Origin of the sequence: Sphingomonas sp. 35-24ZXX, from assembly GCF_000786215.1 — a bacterium.
In the GTDB taxonomy this organism is placed as follows: Bacteria; Pseudomonadota; Alphaproteobacteria; order Sphingomonadales; family Sphingomonadaceae; genus Blastomonas.
Genome location: NZ_JROG01000004.1, coordinates 482042 through 499750 on the forward strand (window position 1 = coordinate 482042; position 17709 = coordinate 499750).

Here is a 17709-nt window from a genome sequence, read left to right on the forward strand (position 1 = left end):
TCGCCTCACCCCCATCGGCTCAGTTTCACGACAAGCGCCGTGCCAACGCCCATGGCCACCATGGCGATCATCGAGAGCAGAAAGACGCTGCTTGCAGAGCTATGGGTCCCGAGCAGCCACCAGCCGCCCAGCGCGATGATCCCGGTGCGAAGCGACTGTGCTGCGATCACGCCGCCAATCCGGCCAGCTCCCTGCGAGGCGAAATAGAGACACAGGGCCAGACCGAAAAAGCCGTACCCCAATCCGGCAACGGTCAGATACTGATAGGCTGCCTCGCGGACCGCCGCGACCCTGGTGAACAGATCGACCCATAGCCCGGGGACAAGGATCGCGCCGAGACCGATCATCCCCACCGCGAAAAACACCATCCCACCCGCGGTCCAGGCGATCGTGCGGGCCCGGACGACATCGTTCGCGCCGATGGCGGTGCCGACCATCGGCAGGGCGGCCACGCCAACCGAGAAGGCGATCGGGATCAGCAGGAACTCCAGTCGCACCCCGATGCCATAGCCGGCCAGGACTTCCGGGCCGAAGCTTGCGACCATGCGCGTGAGCATCAGCACAGATGCGACCGAAAGCAGGGGAGAGAGCATCGCGATCGACCCTACCTTCAGCAGAGCGGTCACACAGGACGGTCGCCAGATCTCGGGATTGAGTTGCAGACCCACCGCCGCGCGGTCGGTCCGCAGGTATAAGAGCAGCACGACTGCTGCAGTCCAATAGGCAGCCACCTGGCCGATTGCGACCCCTGCAATTCCCAGTTGCGGAACGGGTCCGATGCCCAGTCCCAGCGCGCCGCCGATCAGGACCTGGCCTATACCGGCGCACAGCAGGATTGCGGCGGGAACCGACATGACGCCCGAGCCCCGCAGGATTGATGACAGGGCATTGGCCAGCCAGATGGCAGGAATGCCCCATGCGGCCGCATCGGAATAGGCCAGTGCCTCGCGCAACACAGCGCCGCTGCCCCCCAGCGCACCATAGATATGCACGCCGAACGTGCGCACCATCAGCGCCAGAGCCAGCCCGAAGCTGAGCGCGATCGCGAATCCTCCTAGCGCGAACCCCAGCGCCATGTCACGATTGCCAGCGCCCAGTGCCCGGCTGATGGCACCCGAGATCGTACCGCCGATAGCGCCTGCCGATAGCATCTGCATCAGCATGAACACCGGGAAGGCCAAGGCAATCCCGCCCAGTGCGGCGACCCCGATCCTGCCGACATAGGCAGTTTCGGCGATGGAAACGACTGCCGATGATCCCAGAGAAACGAGATTGGGTAGGGTCAGTAACACGAGGGTCTGCAGAACCGGCCCCGAGCGCATCATCGCAGCGCGCTTGGCCGCTGGAGATGGATGGGCGGGCGACGGCTCCGGGGCAGCAGGTGCTGCAGACAGACTCATGCTGTCTTATCCTGCTGGCCGTCGCGGGTTGGCACGGCTTCCAGCGCATCCACCCGCGCTTCGAGCGCCGACAAGCGGTCCTGCACCGAGGCAGCGGGATCGAAGGCAGCGTCAAGCTCGGTCAGCGCGGTGCCGATGCGGTTCCACACCGACTGGTTCGCTTTGTCCTGGGTCATCGGTCTCTCTCTTTCTGTTGGTTGCGGCATCACGGATCGGCTCAGGCAGGCAAGGCTTGCGGCGGCATGGCAGGCTCGCCAGTTTCTGGATGGTCCGTGTCCTTCGCATCGGGACCGATCCTGAACCATAAGGCGTACAGGGCCGGCAGGAACAGCAGCGTCAGGACGGTGCCGCCTAGCGTCCCGCCGATCAGGGTAATCGCCATTGACCCCCAGAATACCGAGGAAATCAGCGGCACGAACGCGAGCACTGCCGCGAGTGCGGTCAGGATGACCGGCCGCGAGCGCTGGACTGTCGCCTCGACCAGCGCGTCATAAGCGGAAAGACCGGCCTTCTCGTTGTCGTGGATCTGGCCGATCAGGATCAGCGTGTTACGCATCAGGATGCCCGCCAACGCGATCAGGCCCAGGATCGCGTTGAACCCAAAGGGCGTGCCCGTGATCAGCAGGATCGGAACCACGCCGATCAACCCCAGCGGCGAGGTCATCAGCACAATAGCCATGGCCGAAAGACTTCGTACCTGCAGGATGATCACCACCATCATTAGCAGGATCATGATAGGGAAGATCGGGGCGAGCGCCTTGTTGGCCTTTCCGGATTCCTCGATCGAGCCGCCCATGGCGATGGCGTAACCGCCCGGCAGGCTGTCGACGACGGGCTGCAGCTTCTTCATGATCGCGGCAGAAACATCGGGCGGCTGCAAGCCTTCGGCAATATCGCCGCGCACAGTGATGGTCGGAACCCGATCGCGGCGCTTCAGGATCGGTTCTTCCATGCGCACCTCGATGCGGCCGATCTGGTTGACCGAGATTGCCTGCCCCTGAGCACCAACAAGCGTGTAATTGCCCAGCTTCGAAGGATCGAGACGGTCGGAACCGGACGAGCGGGCGACGACATCGACCGCGCGAATATCCTGTCGCACCTGGCTCACCGCCACTCCCTTGAGCAGGAACTGGAGCTGCTCGGCGACACTGGCCGAAGTAAGGCCAAGGGCGCGCAGACGATCCTGATCGAGCTTTACCCGCATGACCGGCACCCGGTCGCCCCAGTCGAGATTGACGGTGCGCATCATCGGATCTGCATCGAGGATGGCCTTCACCCGATCGGCGATAGCCCGTACCTGGCCGGTCTCCGGTCCGCTGACCCGGAAAGCGACAGGGAAGGGTGACGGCGGGCCGAAGACAAGCTGCGTGGCGCGCACCCGCGCCATCGGCGCAAGACCGTCGGTCACGGCCTGACGCAAGCGCCACTTGAGCGCGTCTCGCTCCTCCTCGTTGCCGGTCTGGACGATGATCTTGGCAAAGGCCGGATCGGGCAATTCCGAATTGAGAGAGAGATAGAAGCGGGGCGCGCCCTGGCCGACATAGCTGGTCACGACCTGGCTCTCGGGTTGCCTACGCAGCCAGGTTTCGACCTCGCTTGACGCCTTGCCGGTCTTGTCGATGGCGCTGCCCTCGGGCAGATAGATTTCGACCAGCAGTTCCGGCCGGTCCGATGACGGAAAGAACTGTTTCTTGACCAGCGCGAGGCCAACGCCTGAAACGACTAGGCTGCCCAGGGTCGCCAGCGTGACCAGCGTTTTGCGCCGGACGGCCCAGCCGATCCAGCCGCGCACCCTCTCATAGCGGGGTGTGCGGTAGATTGCGTCGTGCCCGCCTTCGATTGGCTTGATCGCAGGCAAAAGCTTGACGCCCATATAGGGGGTGAAGATCACTGCCACGAACCACGAGGCGATGAGCGCGAAGCCGACCACCCAGAAGATGTTGCCGGCATATTCGCCTGCGGTCGACTGGGCAAAGCCGACCGGCATCAGACCGATCACGGTCACCAGTGTTCCCGCCAGCATCGGTGCGGCGGTGTGGCTCCAGGCATAAGCCGAGGCCTTGATTCGGTCGTAGCCCTCTTCCATCTTCACCACCATCATCTCGATGGCGATGATCGCGTCATCGACCAGCAGCCCGAGCGCCAGAATCAGCGCACCCAGGGTGATGCGATCCAGCACGCGCCCGGTAATCCACATGACCACCAGCACGATCGCCAAGGTCAGAGGGACAGCGCCAGCGACCACGATGCCGACCCGCCAGCCCAGGCTGACGAGGCTGACGACAAGGACGATGAGCAGCGCCTCGATAAAGGTCTTGGTGAACTGGCCGACCGCTGCATCGATATTGACGGCCTGATCCGACACCTTGTCCAGCGTCATGCCCAAAGGAAGTTCGCTCCGGATCGCCTCCAGCTGGGTATTCAGTGCCTTGCCAAGCTCCAGGCCGTTCCATCCCTTCTTCATCACCACGCTCAGCATAAGCGCGTCTTCGCCCTGGCTGCGAATTCTGTAGGTGGCAGGGTCCTCATAGCCGCGCTTGACGGTCGCCACATCCGACAGGCGCATCGCCGTGCCATTGCCTGAGACCGGCAAGTCGCGGATAGTCTGAAGATCGTCGAACGCCCCGTCGAGCCGCACAGCAACGGTCGGCCCTTTAGTCTCGAGCGAACCTGCAGGCGTGAGCAGGTTCTGCTGGCCGAGCGCCTGCAGCACGTCACGCGGCGATACGCCCAGCGTCGCCAGCCGTTCAGGCGCGAATTCCACGAATATCTGTTCGGGCTGTTCGCCCAGCAGCTTGACCTTGTTGACGCCCGGCACATGCAGCAGGCGCTGCCGCAGCGCTTCGGCATCGCGCACCAGCTGCCGGTGCGGCACGCCCTTTGCGCTCAGGGCATAAAGCGCAAAGCTGACATCGCCATATTCGTCATCGACATAGGGACCTGCGACCCCGCGCGGCAATTTTCGCTGCTCGTCGGACAGTTTCTTGCGGGCCTGATAGAATTGCTCCGGCACCTCGGCGGGCGGGGTGGTGTCTTTCAGCCAGACGGTAAGGAACGCAAAGCCGGGCCGGGTGAAGGTATCGGCACGGTCATAATAGGGCAGTTCCTGCAGGCGCTTCTCGAGCGGGTCGGCGACCTGGTCCTGCATTTCCTGCGCGGTGGCCCCTGGCCAGGCAGCGGCCACGGTGAAGGTCTTGATGGTAAAGGACGGGTCTTCGGCCCGCCCGATATTGGTATAAGCGAAGATGCCGATGAGCACCGTGATGATGAGAAAGAAGAGGGTGACTGACTTCTCTCGCACCGCGAGCGCCGAGAGGTTGAAACCTTCGCTGTCGTCCGACTGTCCTGACCCGCTCATTTCCGCGACACTCGCACGGCCTGGCCCTGACGAAGCAGATGCGCGCCCATCGCGACGATGACGTCGCCTGGCCTGATGCCGCCGGCGAGATAGGCGGATTCCTCGTCCACGCTTTCGATCCTGACATGGTGCCAGGCGACCCTGGCGGTCTTACCCTTGCGCACCACCCACACGCCCGGTCCCTTGCCGCCATCGTGGACCGCGCCCAGCGGCACGGCAAGGCGCGGCCCCGTTCCGCCTGCGTGCGGCAACGCCACCGTTACTGTGGCGCCGATCGGCGCGTTCGCGGCCGGCCCGCCCAGCGTGTAGCGGGCCTCGTAGCTGCGGGTCAGCGGATCGGCTGCATCAGACAACTGCCGCAGGGTGCCTGTCGCCCGTACACCTCCATAGGTCCGGGCCTGGACCACGGACCCGATGTCGGGGCGGACGTTCTCCGGCAAGTCGACCAACGCCTCGCGCGGTCCGTTCCGGGCCAGCCGGACGACCACCTGTCCTGCCCCGATGACCTGTCCCGGTTCGGCAAGCGTTTCGACCACCGTGCCGTCGGCATCGGCAACGAGCAGGCTGTACCGACCCTGATTGCGCGCAACTCCGGCTTGTGCGGATGCGGTGGCAAGCTGCGCACGCGCCGCATCGGCGGCGGCTCTGGCCTGGTCATAGGTCGACGCAGATACTGCGCCGGCCTCGACTAGGCCCTTTAGCCGCGCCACATCCGCCGCCGTCTGCTCGGCGCGCGCGCGGGCGGCGGCGACACTGCCTTCGGCGGCGGTCGCGGCCAGTGCAAGATCCGATCCGTCGATCCGCATCAGGGGTTGCCCTCGCCGGACCACCTGCCCTGCCTCGACATAGCGCTCGACGATCTTTCCACCGACGCGGAAACCCAGATCACTTTGAACGCGTGCCGCGATGACGCCGGTATACTCCTGCGCGCCTGCAGTTCCAGGCGCTGCCGTCATCACCCGGACGAGCGGGGCAAGGGTACGCGGATCGGCTGGTGGCTTGCTGCACGCGGCGAGCGAGAACGTCATCGCCAGCCCCACCAGAAGGACGGGTGCCACCGGGCGGCGACGGTAGAACCCGCGCACAGCCGCCAATGAGTATTTGGGTGCAGTTGCAGCCATGGGATGCCTTCTCTTCGAGTCGAAGGCAAAATGTAGCCTAGTGACCAAAATGTCAATTAGTCACAACATGCTCGATCAAGGGGCTAGGCTGCGCAGGATCAATGCCGTCACATCCTGCTGCGCGCGCGGCAGTATGTCCTGGCTGTGCTCCAGAAAGATTGGCTTGATGAACGGCATCATGGCGAAAAAGATTGCCCGGGTGGTCTCGTCGAGCGGTGTCTTGCGCTCGAACTCGCCGCTCTCGCGGCCTTCCTTGACGATGGTTTCGATCAGTTGCTTCAACCGGTCGGTATAGACCTTTGCCGAAGGCCACTTCTCGGTCGAGGCATGCGCCGCAATCGCATGCAGCTTCTGTTCGTTGAACAGCAGATCGAGCCCGGCTGCGGTCACTGTGCCGGTGAAAAGCCGCATTTTCTCAGTTGCGGTCTGCCCGGTATCGACTGCGGCCTTCACCGTTTCGAACAGCTTGCCGGTAGTGTTCAGGCAGATGGCTTCGCCTATCGCCTGCTTCGATTCGAAGAAGCGATAGATATAGGCCTTCGAGAAGCCGATGGCGCGGGCAAGATCGGCGACCGTGGTCTTCTCGTAGCCATAATGCGCGAAATAATTATGGGCAGCCGCGATGATCTGGTCGCGCACGGCATGGTCCGCTGGACCGCGTGAGGTCAGTTCTGGAGCAGATGGGTTCGTGGTCATGACACGACCTTAGCGAAAAACTCGGCGATTGACAAATAGTGACTGATTGAGTCATTAGTCACAACTCGTTTGAAGGAATCGCCATGCGCCATCCGCTCCGTTTGCAAAGCGTCACGCTCGCAATGCTGCTGCTCGGCGGCTGCGCGGCTGCGCCGGATTACGCCCCGCCCCGGATGGCGACCCCTGATACCTTCCTCGTATCGGACGCGGCTGCGGCTCGCGCGGGGACTGTGGCCCAGATTGATTTGGTCGAATGGTGGCGGTCCTTCGATGATCCGCTGCTGACAAGCCTGGTCGAACGCGCCATCGCGCAGAATCTGGATTTGCAGCAGGCCGAGGCGCGAGTCCTGCAGGCGCGGGCAGCGCTTCGCTCTGCCAATGCTGCCCTCGCGCCTTCAGGAACGGCCAGCGCACAGGCCGGAGCGAATTACCAGTCGCTCGAAACCCCGATCGGACAGGTGGCTGGTGCATTCCCCGGCTTCGATCGTTCGACAGGGGCTTATGACGCGGGCCTCTCCGCCAGCTGGGAAATCGACCTGTTCGGCGGAAAGGACGCTTCCCGCGATGCTGCCCGCGCGGACTGGCAGGCGTCCGAGGCCGGCGCGGTTGCTGCCCGGCTTGCGGTGATTGCGCAGACCGCTGATACCTATGTCGCTATCCGCACGCTGCAGGAACGCCTGCGGATCGTCCGCGAGCAGGAAGCCGTGCAGGCGCGCCTTGCCGGGCTGATCGCGCTCCAGTTCCAACGCGGCGTTGCGGCCGAATTGCAATGGCGCCAGGCAGAAGGCGCGCTTGGCCAGGTGCGTGCGAGCATACCGGCGATCGAGAGCGACCTCGAAACGGCGATGAACGCGCTTGATGTGCTGCTCGGACAGCAGCCTAGAGCAACCCGCTCCGAGCTTGCAGGCCCCGTGCCGGTGCCAGCTCCGCCTGCCATCACCACTGCCGAAGGACCGGCTGCTCTGCTGCGGCGACGCCCGGATATAATCGCCGCCGAACGCACTCTTGCCGCATCCAGTGCCCGGATCGGGGCTGCGACCGCAGAATATTATCCGAAATTCTCGCTCAATGGGCTGCTGGGTGCTGCTGCGACCGGCCCGGGCGCGCTGTTCGGCGGCAATGCGGTCCAGGGCAGCGGATTTCTGGGCCTGCGCTGGCGATTGTTCGATTTTGGGCGGATAGATGCCGAGATCAAGCTGGCCCAAGGCCGCAATGCCGAGGCGCTTGCGGCCTATCGGCAGACGGTGCTGCGCGCATCGGAGGATGTCGAGAATGCCTTTTCCGTAATGCTCCGGCAGGAGGCGCGGGCGGAAGCTCTGGCAGCCGCCGAGACATCGCTGGCACGCGCACGCTCCTCGTCGCAGGCCGCATACAAGGCGGGCATGGTCAGCCTGATCGAAGTGCTCGAAGCAGACCGCCGCCTGCTCGAAACGCGTGATGGTCTGGCGCAGGCGCGCGCAGGTGCCAGCCGCGGTGCGATCGCCGCCTTCAGGGCGCTGGGCGGCGGCTGGCAGGGTGCGGGGTCGCGTACCGACGTTGAAACAGGGAAGTGAAAGCAAGACGATGAACGGACTGGAACAGGTACAAGCGCTGCTCGCTGGCGGAGTTCAACCTCCTTTTGGCCGCAAAATGGGCGTATCGCTCGTCGAAGCGGGTGAAGGCCATGCGGTGTTCGAGGGGGCGCCGGGCGAGGAAGACTATAACCCGATGGGAACGGTTCATGGCGGCTATGCCGCAGCCCTGCTCGACAGCGCCTGCGGTATCGCCGCGCATACCGGGCTTCTGCCCGGCCAGGCCTATATCACGGCCGAGATCAAGGTGTCATATCTGCGTGCGCTGACGGCAGATAGCGGCAAGGTCCGGGCGATCGGAAAGCTCGTGTCAATGGGCAAGCGCGCCGCATTTGCCGAAGCCAGCCTGTTCGATCAGAGCGGCAGGCTCTGTGCCACGGCGACGTCGACCCTGGTTGTGTTCGAGGCACGTACAGCTTGAGCCAAGGCCTTGGGCACTGTTCCGGCGAAAGAGCGGGCGGCGCAATCAGAGTCTGAACAAATTGAAGCAGTGCCGAGCCTGTCGTAAGGCATAGCACACAATCCTTGCTATCCCGCGACCGTCTCGCTGGCATTCTTCAGTTCCGCTGTAATCAGCGACAGGCCCCTGTCTAGCGATGACACGCCTTTGCCGAAGCCGATGCGAATATGGCCAGGGCTGCCGAAATATTCGCCCGGAGCCACCGCAATCCCGCGCTCCCGGCACAACTGATCGGCAAAGGCGAGCGTATCGGCGATGTGGGGCAGGCGCAGGAAGGCTATGCAGCCATGATCGGGCAGCCTGCCTTCAACCAGTCCGTCCTCCACCCATTGCCGATGATAGTGCTCCACCACGGGGCGGCTCGCTGCCAGCATCGACTGCCAATATTGGACAAATGGTTCGGGCTTCTCGAGCACCAGGGCCGCAACCGAATGGGCCAGGTTGGATATCCCGAACTCGGTGGCATCGCTGACCGCACGGACCCGCTGGATCAGCGAGGGATCGCCAATCAGCCAGCCGCAGCGCAGCGTGGCCAACCCGAAGATCTTGGTCATGCTGCTGATCGAGATGAACCTGTCGGATACGGTCGCGCCATAGGGGCCGGCCACCTGATCAGGTGCATAGTCGCGATATACCTCATCGATCACGCAGAGCAGATCGTGATGCTCGGCGATTTCGGCGAATGCATCGAGCTCTGCGGGAGGGATCACCATGCCGGAAGGGTTGTGGAGGTTGGACAGCACGATCATCCGCGTCTGTGGCGTCAATCGGGCTATGATGCTGTCCAGATCGAGCCGATATTCGGGTGCAGGCCGGTCGAAATGATCGACCCCCAGGCCGGCGGCCTCGGCGAGCGAGCCAAACAGGTCGAAGCCTGGCCGCTCGACCAGCACGCGCTCGCCAGGCTTCAACAGCGACTTGTAGATCAGCGACAAAGCGCCCGTCGCGCCGGTGGTGCACAGGATGGATGCCGACGACACGCCGTAATGCCGCCCCAGCGCCGCAACGACATACGGGTTTCCGGAAACGAAAGCGCTCGCATAGCGGGGGGTCAGGGTTTCGCCAAAGGCATCGGCCACGGTCTGGCGCAGCAATTCGGTGGGTTCGGGCACCGAACTGTCGAACAGCGACACCATCGACCCTTGGCCCTGCTGGACCAGACGGATGGCATGACGCACCCATTGGGCAAATCCGGTTGGGTACGCGATGATGTCCTCCCACTCTGGCGGCAATGCTTCGATGATGAGAAACTAGAGCGGTCCCGCAGGATTTATTATTTTATCATGGGGCGATTGCGCTTTGCCTCCGCATAATTGTCGCCTTCAGCAGCACCGGTCGGACGCATCGTCATGGAGCCTTGACCGGTCGGGTCAGCCAGTAGACGCAGCCGATCGCCAGCCATCCGCCGACCAGCAGATAGGGGCGCCAATCCGCCTCCAGCCCCACCAGGATGATCGTCAGCGCCCCCAGCATCGCCGCGCATCCGGCGAGCTGCATGATCCTCGGCGAGGGGCGGAACTGAGCCCTTGCGTGCAGTTCGGGATGGTTGCGCGCGACCCGCACTGCGCAAAGGGAGCAGGCGAGATACTTGAGCATTGTCGGAATGTTGACCGCCAGCAGCAGGAACAGGATGCTCGATGGCAGGAACAGGCCCGCCATAGCCAGGGCATAGCCCGTCGCTATGGCAAGATGCGGCGTTCCGAAGCGCGGGTGCACCGCCGCCAGCGCGCTTGGCAGCGCCTGATTGCGCGCCATCGCGAACAGGCTGCGCGAAAAGACCATCGCGGTAGCATTCATGGTCTTTAGGATCGAAACCGTTGCCGCACCGACGATCAACGGAACAGCAAGATCGCCCAGCGATACCCTCGCCGCATCGAGTAGCGGCGCATCCGATGCGGCCAGCCGGGCCGGCCCAGCCAGGCCCAGCGCCACAAAAGCGACCAGTAGGTACACGGCTGCCGTCAGAAGGATGGCCAGCGTGATACCCAGCGGGATGTTGTGGCCGGGATGGCGGATTTCCTCGCCGATCTCGACTGCCGATTCGATGCCCATGAACAGCGATGCCATCAGCGGAACTGCCGCCAGGATCGCCAGCCATCCCATCTGCGTCGGTGCGCCGATCCGCTGCGCTTCTACCGCAGGAAGGCCCGTGAGCACAAAGGTCGCCAGCACGGCCAACAGCATCAGCATGAGCGTTACCTGGGCCCGGGCCGCGACGGCGACGCCGCGATAGTTGAGCGCGAAGACCAGGGTCAGGGTAACGGCCATCAGCGGCTTGGCCGGAACCGGCACTACCATCGAGAGATAGTTGGCCATCACCTGCGAGAGCAGGATGAGCGCGCCGACATTGCCGATGATACGCATCCAGCCGATCGCAAAGCCGACAAACGGGTGGATAAAGCGGCGCGGCCATTCATACGAGGCCCCCGAGACCGGCAGTGCCGAGCCGAGATAGGCATAGCAGATGGCAAACAGCACCATCGGCAGCGCGGCCAGCAGCACCGCGAGCAGCAGGCCCGAGCCTGCCACCTGCGCCGCCGGCTGCAGAACGGAAAAGATCGAGACGCCGATGGCGGTGCCGGCTCCAAACATCACGACGCCAGACAGACCGACGCCCTGCTTGAGCTGCGTCCGCTCGCCGGTCGCGCTACTGGCCTCAGCCGTCATTGCGCCGCGCCGCCCCGGACGAAGGCGCGGACATCGCGGGCCAGTTCGCGGCGCGTCTCATCACCCAGATAGGGCATGTGGCCGGAGCGGTAATAGGTGAAGCGCGTCGCTGCGAGCGGAATCCCCGAATGACGGACGGCATGTTCGGCCGCACCCAGAGTGGTCACGAGATCGAAATAGCCGGTGCCGACCATCAGCCGCATGCCGGGATTGCGCCGCATCGCGATGCCCAGGTCCTCGCCGAAATTGCGCCGCGACTGGACCCCGGGGCCCATGCCGTAGTCCCAGCGGGCGTTGACGGTGCGGAAGGCGATCGCCTCATAGGGCTGGTCGAGAGCGACCTTGAGGTCGCGCCGCATATAGCCGTTGAGCCCGCCGACAAAGGCTGGGACATATTGTCCCATGGCCGGGTCATCGGCGACCGGATCATTCCCATTGGGTGCGAGCGGCAGGGTGAAGCGCGCATCGTAAAGGCCGATCTGGCGATTGTCCGACGCCAGCAACGTGCGAGCAAATTGCGCCGGACTGACCCTGAGGTCCGCAGCCAGAATCGCTTGCGGGGCGAGCCCTGTCAGCGCGGCCAGGCCCGTTGCGACGCTGTTGCGTTCCGCCTCGCTCAGGGCGCTCCCCTGGTACAGCGCGGTCAGATAGGGTCCAGCGGCAAATTCGCGCGCCTTCTGCACGTGCTGGGCGACATCGCATGGGCTGGAGACCCTGCCGAAATGGCAAGCGGTGGCCGCAAGACTGGGCAGAGCCATCGCTGCGGCCATGTCTGCTCCCGGGTCCGCCGCCATGGCCTGGCCAAGAAGGATGACACCGCTCAGCGGCAGCCCGGTCATGCGGCCGGTCTCCATCGGCCCGCCCGCCATCATCCGCGCGACCACAGCGGCGCGAATGGTGCCATAGCTTTCCGACAGCAGATAGCGCGGTGCGTTCCAGCGGTCGTGTCGCTGGATCCACGCCTCGATCAGTCGCACCATCGCTGCGGCATCCTGCTGCACGCCATAGAATTGCTCGGGCCTGCCGCCGGGAAGGACCGTCGAAAACCCGGTGCCGGGCGGATCGATCATCACGATATCGGCGACGTCGAGCGGGCTTTCCTCGTTATCGGTTATGGCAAAGGGCGGGGTGGTCGGCGGGTTGACCGGATCGGGCAGGGCCAGACGGCGCGGTCCGGCAAAACCCAGATGCAGCCAGACCGATGACGATCCCGGCCCACCATTGAACACGAAGATCACCGGCCGCTCGCCGCCTCCCGGGGCGGTCCTGGCGACATAACTGGTGGTGAAGATGCTGGCCTGGGGCGTTCCGGCAGGATCGGCGAGCACGAATTCCTCGACCGCAGCGGTATAGCGCAGGTTCCTGCCAGCTATGCGCGCGACATGCTCGCTGGCAAACTCGCGTGGGGCAGGGGCTGCGGCAGCAGTTTCCGGCGCAGGGGCCTGGGCAACCGCTACCGGCGACATGAATGCTGTGCCGAACATCAGCGCCAGGGCATTTCTGACGATCACGGCCGCTTCTCCGGCATATGCGCCATGCATTCCAGCTCCACGCCCGCACCGAGGGCAAGCCCCGATGCTCCAAAGGCGCTGCGCGCGGGCAGGCGATCGGGCTTGAAATAGGTTACATAGACCGCGTTGAACCTGGCCCATTGGCTCATGTCTGCCAGCATCACGGTGCATTTGAACACATCGTCCAGGCTCGCTCCAGCCAGTTTCAGCGCGTTCTGCATATTGGCCATGACCAGCCGCGTCTGGCCTTCGATATCGGGCGGGACCTTGCCGTCCTCCGGCGATGCGCCGATCTGGCCCGAAAGATAGAGCACATCGCCTACCCGCACCGCTGCAGAGAATGGCGCAGGCGATCCGGCACGCCTGAAATATTCGATGTCGGCGCGCCGGTCGTCGGCCAGGGCTGGCGAGGCGGTCGCCACAGCAACAGTGGCTGCGGCCAGGGCAAGAAGGGAGCGGATCATGGCTGTTCCTTGGGGCTGGCCGCGGCTGGCGGCACGATCATGGGCGGCTTGGCGGCAAAGGGGCGGATGCCCAGTGCCGCATAGATCTCTTCGGGAAAATAGACCGTGCCGGCACGCAGCACCATCATGGGACGGCGGATGGCGCGGATATCATCCAGCGGATTGCCGGCGATCAGCACCATATCGGCGAGCTTGCCCCGTTCGATGTTGCCATGATCCCGCTCCGCGCCGAGAAAGGTCGCCGCGCCGAGCGTTCCGGCCCGCAACGCGCGTGCCGGGCTGAGCCCCGCCTCGACGTACAACTCCAGTTCGCGCTGTACGGTAAAGCCGGTAATGTCGTCGGTGCCCGGCAACAGCGGGATGCCCGACTGGTCGAGCAGCGCTATCGTTTCCAGCACCTTGGCAAAGCCTTCGCGATAGGCACGGTCAGCTTCTGGCGCGGCGGCATTGACGAAGCTGCGCTTGCGGTAGCGCTGATAGCCGATGGGCATATGATCGAGATAGGCCGCATCGCCCTTCGCCACTTGCCCCGCGCGGCTCAGCATCAGCCGTTCCAGGATCACCGCCGTGGTGTCGAGCGCGACATGATGCTGCTGCATCAATTCGATGGTGTGACGGACCTTGGGTGAGGAAAGGTCCAGCCCTGCCGCGCGGGTCATCGCGGTGAGGCGCAGCGGGGTGCGCGTATCCTCTCCCGGCTGCAGCAGCCAGCCCAGCATGAACTGGTTGATATGCGCGATCGAATCAAAGCCCTCCGCCGCGACCCTGTCTGCGGTGCTGAAGGCAGGCACATGACCGGTCACGCGCAGGCCCAGGGCGTGCGCATGCGCGGCCAGCGGCTGGACCCAATCCGGATTGAACGAATTGTAGAGCTTGATCTCGCCATAGCCCCGGTCGGCATACCAGTCGACAGCCGCCTTTGCCTCGTCCAGCGTCTCGGGCAGGAATCCCATGCGCATCGAATATTCGCTGCGCCCCTCGATGAATCCGGCGGGGAAGATGCGCGGCCCGGCAATCTCGCGCCGTTTGATCCGGCGCATCAGCCCGGGCAGGAAATCGTTGCTGTTGCCGAGATCGCGCGTGGTGGTGACACCGGCGGCCAGATAGAACAGCCCCGATTCCACCGTCGAGTGCGAGTGCATGTCGTGCAGACCCGGCATCAGCGTGCCGCCCTGGCCCTCCACGATCACCTCGTCAGCGGGCGCCGGGCCGCCATCCCCGGGCAGGATACGGCTGATCCGCTGGCCCATGACCACGACCGTCGAAAGCGGACCGAGCTCGCCCCTAGCCGGATCGAACACCCGTACATTGCGAATCCGGATCGGCGCGGTGAAATCATGCGCGAGCCGCTGCTGCAGGCGTTCGGCGCGCTGGTTGGTGAGTTCCGTCGCCAGGGCGCGCAGCCGGGGGGCCTCGCTCTCATAGCCGGTGCGGATCACGGGCCCGCCGGTCAACACCGCAAACAGCCGCTGCCTGTCGTCGAGCGCGACCAGCTCCGGCTCCAGCCCCAGACCGGTCAGCGCATAGATGGAAAGCCGCACGGCCTGGTCGCCGGTGCCGAGCGAAATGCTGCGCAGCATTTCCGCCTGGATCGTACCACCCGGCAGGACCGCAGCCTGCATTCCTGGTGCTGCAATTGCGCGCCGTGCATAGAGGCCGAGCGCCCAGGGGCTGACATCGTTGCCGATATAGAGCGGCGCGCGGTCGCTGGGGACGTTACCGCTGTCTGCCTGGCTCTGCCACACTGCATGGCCGCCGGTGAAGCGATAGCTTTCGCTGACCGGTGCTCCCATCAGCGAGCTGCCCTGCAAGGACCAGGCGAGCGGCACACCGTCGGGTCCCAGCGTCAGCGTCTCGCGATGCTTGGGACCACGCCCGTTATTGTGGACAAAATAGTCGATCTCGACGCGCTCGCCATCGGTCACGGCCTCGACATGCCCGACCGCTTCGTCATTGGAGAGGACGGTCATCCGCTCGCGCGTTTCGGCCTGAGCGATACCGCCGGACAGCAGCAGCGCCAGCAGCGCTGCGGGCAAGGGTCTCGCGAGTTTCATCATGCGCTTTCCGCCACAGCGCGCCGGTGCAGACAACCAAGGCCACCCAGGTCCTGCGCCACATGGCCGAGCGATTTGTAGAGGGTGATGTCGTCATCGTCGCGGCGACCGATCGTGGAGCCGGAAAAGACCTCGCCAATCTCCGCGACGATATGGGTCTCGTCGACCAGCCCGGCCTCGCGGGCGATGGCGAATTCGGCCGCTGCCGCCAGCGCCGAGCTGCGATAATCGGCGATATAGCGGCTCTTGCAGACGAGATCGCTGTCCGCTTCGCTTGGCCCCAGATAGCTGGAGCCGACCAGATTGACATGGGTGCCGGGCCGTATCCACTCGCCCAGCAGGATGGGGGTCGCAGAGCCCGACACGGTGCAGATGATATCCGCGGCCTGGGCTGCAGCGCGGCCATCCGCCTCGGCGCGGATGACAATGCCGAGCTCATCGCGCAGCGCCTGCGCCAGAGCCTCGGCACGCTGGCTGTCGCGGCCCCAGATCACGGTTTCGCGCATCGGCATGGCACTGGCAAAGGCGGCGATGTGCGACCGCGCCTGCGTCCCACAGCCGAAGATCGCGAGCGTCTGGGAATCATGTCGTGCTAGCGCCTGCGTCGCGGCGACGGTGGCGCAGGCGGTGCGGATGGTGGTCAGCGCCTCGGCATCGGCCAGCGCGATGATGGCGCCGCTGGCGGCATTGAACAGCGCGACAATGCCGTGATGACGCGACCGGCCGGCGCGCGCAGCATCGGGAAACACGCCGACCAGCTTCGCGCCAAAGCCCAGGGTGCTCGCGAAGCTGCCCGGCATGACGCCGAACAGTCCGGCATCGCCCACCGGGATTATGGAACGTTGAGGCTGCGCCAACGCTTCGCCACTGAGCGCGAGCATCGCCGCACGCATGGCGGCGACGCCGCCGGGAAAATCAAGCCAGCGCGCAACCGCTTGCGCATCGTAAAAGGCAGGACGCGCTGAGGTCATCACCGCGCGCTGGTCACAAAGGCGCGCAGATCAGCCCCGAACTGCCGCGCGGTGGCATCGACCGAATAGGCCATGTGGCCGCCCTGATAATATTTCAGCTCGGTGCGATCGGCAGGCCAGCCCGATTGGGTGACCAGATATTCCGCCGCGCCGATTGTGGTCTGGGTGTCGAAATAGCCGTTGGCCACCATCACGCGGAACCGGGGGTTTTGCGCGAACAACGGGGTCAGGCTTGCCTGATAGGGCCAGTCGGAAAAGGGGGTCGTGCCGCCCCAGCCCCAGCCGTCCAGCCCCTGGACCGGCGAAGCGGTGATATAGGGCTCGGGCCAGTCGATCTTGAGTTCGTCGCGGATATACTGGCGGAACAGTCGCTCGGTGCCTTCGGGAACGAGCCGGGAGGGGTCAGCCGCGCCTCCGCGCTCGCCGATCGCTTCGGTATAGCGGGCATCGTTGCGACCGATCAGCCGCCCGCTGTCCTTCAGCAGTTCCAGCCGATAGCGTTCCTTGGTGATCCTGAGGTCATTGGCGAGATACCAGTCCGCCGAAATGCCGCTGAACTGCTCCAGCTTTTGCGCCACGTCACCCCGCTCGGCCGCAGAAAGCTGGGCACCGCGGAACAGGGCGGGCAGATAGGTCGTCCGGGCATATACCCGGGCCGCCTCGACAAAGCCCTCGATATCCTGCCCCCGGCGCTCCACCTTGCCGTGATACCACGCGATGGCGGCCAGCGTCGGCAGCGATACCGCATAGCTGATGATATTCGCCGGGCGCTGGGCATATTCGATGATGTTGAGCGCCTGGCCGAACAGCACGACGCCGCTGACCGGGATGGGTTTGGGCAGAGCAGCGAGCTGCGCCGCCACGGTCGCGGCACGATTGGTGCCATAGCTTTCGCCGAGGATGAACACGGGCGATCCTTCGCGCCCGTGCCGCTTTAGCCATGCCTCGATAAAGGCCGTAACCTGCTGGGCATCGCTGGTGACGGAGAAATAATCCTGCGGGCGCTTGCCCGGCGCGACGCGGCTGAACCCGGTCGATGCAGGGTCGAAGAACACCAGGTCAGCCTGATCGAGCGGGGAGTCCGGATTGTCGATGATCCGGTAGCTGGCCGGGTCTGCCTGCAGGTCGTCGGGAAACAGCACCCGGCGCGGGCCGAAACCGCCGAGATGAACCAGGTGCGACGGCGAAATCGGCCCGCCGTTGAACAGGAACATGACCGGGCGATGGGAAGCCTCTGGGGACGCCTCGACAATGTAGGAGAAGCTGACGATCCGCGCACCCGGCTTGCCCGTGTCATCGGCGACATCGAGCGCTTCCACGATCGCGCGATAGCCCATTTGCTGCCCGCCGAATCTGCCCTTGTGCCGGGTGATGACGGGATCGTGCGCCACCTGTTGTGCGGTCGCGCTGGCCTGCTGTGCCACCAGGGGACTTGC

Annotated in this window: 14 protein-coding genes; 2 read left to right on the forward strand and 12 right to left on the reverse strand. The window is 64.7% G+C overall.

Annotation, left to right across the window (positions count from 1 at the left end; translation table 11 throughout):
- Positions 1–5: 5 nt before the first annotated feature.
- The 5 genes from LI72_RS10410 to LI72_RS10430 form a co-directional block, all read right to left on the reverse strand.
- Complete coding sequence (locus LI72_RS10410; RefSeq protein ID WP_033925789.1) at positions 6–1400, reverse strand: MATE family efflux transporter; 1395 nt, start codon at positions 1398–1400, stop codon at positions 6–8.
- Positions 1397–1576 (reverse strand): hypothetical protein, encoded by a 180-nt coding sequence (locus LI72_RS10415; RefSeq protein ID WP_033925790.1) that lies wholly within the window; start codon positions 1574–1576, stop codon positions 1397–1399. Before LI72_RS10415 ends, LI72_RS10410 begins: the two co-directional genes overlap by 4 nt.
- A 41-nt stretch (positions 1577–1617) precedes the next feature.
- Entirely contained in the window at positions 1618–4758 is a 3141-nt protein-coding gene (locus LI72_RS10420) for an efflux RND transporter permease subunit (RefSeq protein ID WP_033925791.1), read from the reverse strand.
- Positions 4755–5879 (reverse strand): efflux RND transporter periplasmic adaptor subunit, encoded by a 1125-nt coding sequence (locus LI72_RS10425; RefSeq protein WP_081984849.1) that lies wholly within the window; start codon positions 5877–5879, stop codon positions 4755–4757. Before LI72_RS10425 ends, LI72_RS10420 begins: the two co-directional genes overlap by 4 nt.
- A gap of 75 nt (positions 5880–5954) precedes the next feature.
- Positions 5955–6575 (reverse strand): TetR/AcrR family transcriptional regulator, encoded by a 621-nt coding sequence (locus LI72_RS10430; protein ID WP_033925793.1) that lies wholly within the window; start codon positions 6573–6575, stop codon positions 5955–5957.
- An 83-nt stretch (positions 6576–6658) separates the two neighbouring features.
- Here LI72_RS10430 and LI72_RS10435 point away from each other — a divergent pair, with 83 nt between their 5' ends.
- Together LI72_RS10435 and LI72_RS10440 are read left to right on the forward strand one after the other, a co-directional pair.
- Positions 6659–8128, forward strand: coding sequence for an efflux transporter outer membrane subunit (locus LI72_RS10435; RefSeq protein ID WP_033925794.1), 1470 nt, complete (start codon positions 6659–6661; stop codon positions 8126–8128).
- Positions 8129–8204: 76 nt separating this feature from the next.
- Complete coding sequence (locus tag LI72_RS10440) at positions 8205–8567, forward strand: PaaI family thioesterase (RefSeq protein ID WP_231562426.1); 363 nt, start codon at positions 8205–8207, stop codon at positions 8565–8567.
- 107 nt (positions 8568–8674) lie between these two features.
- Here the strand turns inward: LI72_RS10440 and LI72_RS10445 are convergent, their stop codons facing one another.
- The 7 genes from LI72_RS10445 to LI72_RS10475 all read right to left on the reverse strand — a co-directional run bounded on the left by LI72_RS10445 (position 8675) and on the right by LI72_RS10475 (position 17697).
- A complete protein-coding gene (locus tag LI72_RS10445) occupies positions 8675–9784 on the reverse strand; it encodes a pyridoxal phosphate-dependent aminotransferase (protein ID WP_156139575.1) in 1110 nt (369 codons plus the stop codon).
- A gap of 169 nt (positions 9785–9953) precedes the next feature.
- A complete protein-coding gene (locus LI72_RS10450; protein WP_033925796.1) occupies positions 9954–11273 on the reverse strand; it encodes an APC family permease in 1320 nt (439 codons plus the stop codon).
- Positions 11270–12784 (reverse strand): S10 family peptidase, encoded by a 1515-nt coding sequence (locus LI72_RS10455; protein WP_231562427.1) that lies wholly within the window; start codon positions 12782–12784, stop codon positions 11270–11272. Before LI72_RS10455 ends, LI72_RS10450 begins: the two co-directional genes overlap by 4 nt.
- A complete protein-coding gene (locus tag LI72_RS10460; RefSeq protein WP_081984850.1) occupies positions 12781–13248 on the reverse strand; it encodes a RidA family protein in 468 nt (155 codons plus the stop codon). The genes LI72_RS10455 and LI72_RS10460 overlap by 4 nt, the downstream gene beginning before the upstream one ends.
- On the reverse strand, positions 13245–15305 hold the full coding sequence (locus LI72_RS10465) for an amidohydrolase family protein (RefSeq protein ID WP_052129717.1): 2061 nt from the start codon (positions 15303–15305) through the stop codon (positions 13245–13247). The genes LI72_RS10460 and LI72_RS10465 overlap by 4 nt, the downstream gene beginning before the upstream one ends.
- Complete coding sequence (locus tag LI72_RS10470) at positions 15302–16273, reverse strand: ornithine cyclodeaminase family protein (protein ID WP_033925798.1); 972 nt, start codon at positions 16271–16273, stop codon at positions 15302–15304. The genes LI72_RS10465 and LI72_RS10470 overlap by 4 nt, the downstream gene beginning before the upstream one ends.
- A complete protein-coding gene (locus LI72_RS10475) occupies positions 16273–17697 on the reverse strand; it encodes a S10 family peptidase (protein ID WP_231562428.1) in 1425 nt (474 codons plus the stop codon). The genes LI72_RS10470 and LI72_RS10475 overlap by 1 nt, the downstream gene beginning before the upstream one ends.
- Positions 17698–17709: the final 12 nt, after the last annotated feature.

Coding starts and splice junctions, on each gene's coding strand:
- LI72_RS10435 (WP_033925794.1), top strand. CDS start 6,659: ATGCGCCATCCGCTCCGTTTGCAAAGCGTCACGCTCGCAATGCTGCTG.
- LI72_RS10430 (WP_033925793.1), bottom strand. CDS start 6,575: ATGACCACGAACCCATCTGCTCCAGAACTGACCTCACGCGGTCCAGCG.
- LI72_RS10415 (WP_033925790.1), bottom strand. CDS start 1,576: ATGACCCAGGACAAAGCGAACCAGTCGGTGTGGAACCGCATCGGCACC.
- LI72_RS10465 (WP_052129717.1), bottom strand. CDS start 15,305: ATGATGAAACTCGCGAGACCCTTGCCCGCAGCGCTGCTGGCGCTGCTG.
- LI72_RS10425 (WP_081984849.1), bottom strand. CDS start 5,879: ATGGCTGCAACTGCACCCAAATACTCATTGGCGGCTGTGCGCGGGTTC.
- LI72_RS10450 (WP_033925796.1), bottom strand. CDS start 11,273: ATGACGGCTGAGGCCAGTAGCGCGACCGGCGAGCGGACGCAGCTCAAG.
- LI72_RS10470 (WP_033925798.1), bottom strand. CDS start 16,273: ATGACCTCAGCGCGTCCTGCCTTTTACGATGCGCAAGCGGTTGCGCGC.
- LI72_RS10420 (WP_033925791.1), bottom strand. CDS start 4,758: ATGAGCGGGTCAGGACAGTCGGACGACAGCGAAGGTTTCAACCTCTCG.
- LI72_RS10440 (WP_231562426.1), top strand. CDS start 8,205: ATGGGCGTATCGCTCGTCGAAGCGGGTGAAGGCCATGCGGTGTTCGAG.
- LI72_RS10410 (WP_033925789.1), bottom strand. CDS start 1,400: ATGAGTCTGTCTGCAGCACCTGCTGCCCCGGAGCCGTCGCCCGCCCAT.
- LI72_RS10460 (WP_081984850.1), bottom strand. CDS start 13,248: ATGATCCGCTCCCTTCTTGCCCTGGCCGCAGCCACTGTTGCTGTGGCG.